This is a genomic window from Moorena sp. SIO3I6 (genome assembly GCF_010672095.1).
In genome coordinates, this window is record NZ_JAAHHU010000656.1 from 1 (window position 1) to 2,514 (window position 2,514).

The window sequence follows — 2,514 nt, forward strand, 5'->3', positions numbered from 1 at the left end:
GACGAGGGTCTTCTAGCTCTGCAAAGGCTTCTATAATTGGGATTTGAGACACAGTAGTAGATGGATTAGACGAAATTTGGGATATATTATACCAGATCTTGTTTATATTTAGAATGAAATAGCCCTGGGTGAATGATGTTCTCCCCACTTGCCAATGATACCCATTTGAATCCATGCAATTCGGGAATCATTATCCCAGCACTTTCCCAAGTGATGTATGAGTCTCAGCACTCTTTTTTGAAATTGAGTACTAGTATAGTCGTCCGTTTTTAAATCACTTGGCCAATATTTTTTATCTCCATCCCAATGCAAATAAACTCGTGGAATAACTTTAATGTTATATTGCTCAACTTTATTCCACGCTAAATTACAGGTATTTATAATACGATCTAAACCATCTTTTTCATTGCGCTCTAAGTCATTCCACTTCATGTATACACGACAAAGTGTGCCATATTCATGTTTCCCATTACGATTGCGTGGTCGGAAACCTTTTAGTGGATTCCTTAATGCATGGGAATATTCTTTGGGTTTAATGGATACCTTTAATGTCATCTGCTAACCGAGAATAGCCTTCATGAACAAGCTAGTAAACTGGCGGGGTGACAAGAGTAGCTAAAAAGCAGACATAATCAAGGTCATAGCTTTGAGACCTCGTTGATAAAATGGTCGTTTATTCGAGGATATCGTAATTAACTTATCAACAATTCCATAAACTTGGTAGTAAAAATTAACCCAGTTGTAACCATATAATCCCAGGGTAAACACATCTAAGATTGTATCAAGAGTTACATTTAAAAACTAAACAATAGATTGAGTTAATATTTTTTTGTTTTGGATGTTACCATTTCTAGTAAATAAGATGCGTTTACCCTGCTTTGTTATTGATAGCTAATTTACTTTCCAAACATAGTATTACATACAATCCGGACTATTTGAATGAGTTTACGTTAAACTTAACAAATCTTTAAACTTGTAATTTTTTTTATAAAAAACTTTGATGAGAGATAATTCACAACAATGAATTAGTAGGGCTTTCAGGGATTTTTTCCTGGTAACAGGAAGTAGTAAGTAGGGCATGAAACGTCGATGAAGTGCTCTGAAGCATGGTGAAGTAATATGAAGTAAATTACGATAGTAATAGTATTTTTATTTGAGATGTAAACAAATAATCCCAAGGGTTAGGAAACAAAAAACTCCCAATAGGTAGGAGCTGTAAGGAATACAAAGTTTTTTAGTTTAGCAAAAATCACCATCTAGTTTTACAACTCATTTGTAAACTCCAAAAAAATGTATAAATACTCATTGCCAAATCCAAATAATTTTGATAATACTATCAATACAAATAGGGAGAGGTGAGATGTTGGCTGTAGCGATTGGCCGTAGGCCACGCTACGCTCCGGAAGCGTTTCGGCAAAGCCGACGCTACGCGAACGCAAAGCGTGGCCTACGGCCTCAGCTTCCGCGCTTATGCGATCGCATTTCCCTACTCCCTACTCCCTACTCCCTACTCCCTACCTTACAAGGGTAGGTTTTTTACAAAGGGGCGAGTAGGTACTTTGATTGTCTTGATGCAATAGCGAGTGGGGGAAACCACGGCAGTCGCTCATGGGGGGAACCCCCTTTGGCGGCGCTGCCTTCCCAAGACCGCGCTGCATCGCTACGTATAAATTCCTAAAAATATGTATCAAAATACACACTAGTTTCCGGGATAATTCTCCCCATTTCCCGCTTTTCCCGATTCCCGATTCCCGATTCCCGATTCCCGATTCCCGACTCCCGACCCAAATGTAAAAAACCTACCCCTGTGAGCTACTCCCTACTCCCTACTCCCTACTCCCTACTCCCTACTCCCTACTCCCTACTCCCTACTCCCTACTCCCTACTCCCTAACAAAAAAAAATAGCCGCAGAAATACTATCCACGGCCAGATGAACCTTATGAATTCAGATTTCACACCATTCCAGACATGCTCCCATGGGAGCAAACCCGATGGTTTTGCCAGGGGGCAAAGCCCCCCAGCAAGTTAATAGCTTAACCCAGAGTTAAGTATTTCGTCATCATCGTAATAAATTCTCCAGGAAGTCCCGTCGGCTGCAGAGGAGTCCACTCGACAATTTCCGCATAACCCAGTGCATAGAGGGTATGCATGGTGTTGATGATGCCCTTGCGGGAGCCCCTCAAAATATGCTGAACCGGATATTTTTTGGGAAACGATTCTTGAGGATTATTACTAGGAGTTATATCCTCGGGGTTAGTCTCTGGGTTTAAGCGAAATTCGGAATCCATAATTGTCACCTTTTGCTTGTGGTTTGTATACTATACTCATAATTATGATAATAATTGTCAAGGGTTTTTATAAATTTTTTTTTTGAAGGGATTTTAAATATAATTTCCGGAAACAAAATGGAAAGAGACGCTCTATTGAACGTCTCTAAAAAGCTACTATTTTCTCGCAGTTATGAGGTACACTTTTCAACCTCAAAGTCCCCCTTAATAAGGGGTATTTAGGGG

General features: G+C 39.8%; 3 protein-coding genes. 2 read left to right on the plus strand and 1 reads right to left on the minus strand.

Features of this window, described 5'->3' with window-relative positions; all coding sequences use genetic code 11:
• Nucleotides 1-1,360 precede the first annotated feature (1,360 nt).
• A complete protein-coding gene (locus F6K49_RS40960) occupies nt 1,361-1,531 on the plus strand; it encodes a hypothetical protein (protein WP_293106742.1) in 171 nt (56 codons plus the stop codon).
• Between the two features lie 77 nt (nt 1,532-1,608).
• Nucleotides 1,609-1,794 carry a hypothetical protein gene (locus F6K49_RS40965; RefSeq protein WP_293106745.1) on the plus strand — a complete coding sequence of 62 codons (186 nt, stop codon included), beginning with the start codon at nt 1,609-1,611 and terminating at the stop codon, nt 1,792-1,794.
• Between the two features lie 240 nt (nt 1,795-2,034).
• On the opposite strand, the gene F6K49_RS40970 is transcribed toward F6K49_RS40965, so the two are convergent.
• Nucleotides 2,035-2,289, minus strand: coding sequence for a hypothetical protein (locus F6K49_RS40970; protein ID WP_293106748.1), 255 nt, complete (start codon nt 2,287-2,289; stop codon nt 2,035-2,037).
• Nucleotides 2,290-2,514 lie beyond the last annotated feature (225 nt).

Excerpts from the sequence above, each read along its gene's own strand:
- F6K49_RS40960 (WP_293106742.1), top strand. The coding sequence starts at position 1,361 with ATGTTGGCTGTAGCGATTGGCCGTAGGCCACGCTACGCTCCGGAAGCG.
- F6K49_RS40965 (WP_293106745.1), top strand. The coding sequence starts at position 1,609 with ATGGGGGGAACCCCCTTTGGCGGCGCTGCCTTCCCAAGACCGCGCTGC.
- F6K49_RS40970 (WP_293106748.1), bottom strand. The coding sequence starts at position 2,289 with ATGGATTCCGAATTTCGCTTAAACCCAGAGACTAACCCCGAGGATATA.